The organism is Nocardioides sp. CPCC 206348, assembly GCF_048654705.1.
GTDB lineage: Bacteria > Actinomycetota > Actinomycetes > Propionibacteriales > Nocardioidaceae > Nocardioides.
In genome coordinates, this window is sequence record NZ_JBMCZA010000217.1 from 17177 (window position 1) to 17961 (window position 785).

General features: G+C 73.8%; 2 pseudogenes. Both read right to left on the minus strand.

The features are described from left to right. Nucleotides 1–234: pseudogene (locus ACOADB_RS23815) on the minus strand (hypothetical protein); the annotation flags it as partial. Continuing rightward, a pseudogene (locus ACOADB_RS23820) lies at nucleotides 231–785 on the minus strand (hypothetical protein); the annotation flags it as partial. The pseudogenes ACOADB_RS23820 and ACOADB_RS23815, both read right to left, overlap by 4 nt.

The window sequence follows — 785 nt, forward strand, 5'->3', positions numbered from 1 at the left end:
CGCGCCCGGTACGGCCGGCGAGCCGCAGACATCGCAGTAGCCGTCGAGGATCCGGCCGGTGCAGCCGGGCTGCTGGCAGGTGTTGGCGGCACTGCTCACAGCTGCTGTGGCGGCCGGGGCTGCGGCGGGGGTGGGCGACGCCGTACCACCGGACCCGGCCATGCCGCACACGTCGCAGTAGCCGTCGACGATGCTGCCCGTGCAACCGGGTTGGGTGCAGGCTCCTGCGCTCATCGGGTGCTCTCTTTCGCTAGCCAGGTCTGGTAGGTCGTGACGAGTTGCCGGGCGACGGCCATCGGCGACGGGCGTCGCTCGAGGAGCGCCCGGGCCGAGCGCTCGCTCTCGACGAGGTCGGGGTGGTCGGCCACGCCCGCAGCACGGGCCTTGGCGACGTAGGCGTCGAGCAGGGCGACGAGCTGGGTGTGCTCCTCGAGAGCGTCGGAGTAGGCGTGCTGGACGACCTCGAACGCCTGGGACACCCGGTCAAGGCGCTGCAGGTAGGTGCCGATCTCCTCGGGTGTCACCGGGACCGGGCCGAGCAGCTCGACGTCGGGGACGGCGTACCGCGGCGCCGGGTCGACGGTCGCGACGCAGGTGGCCGCGAGCTTCTCGAGCGCGGCTTCGCGGGCCTCGAGGTCGGCGCGCAGCTCACGGGCCGACAGCACCTGGCTGCGGGCGTCGCGTCGGCGTGCGTTGCCGACGATCAGGTCGCGCTCGAAGGTGGTGGCCTCGGCCTCGATCGGACCGAGCAGGCCGCCGACGTCGGCGCCGCGCTCGGCACGCGC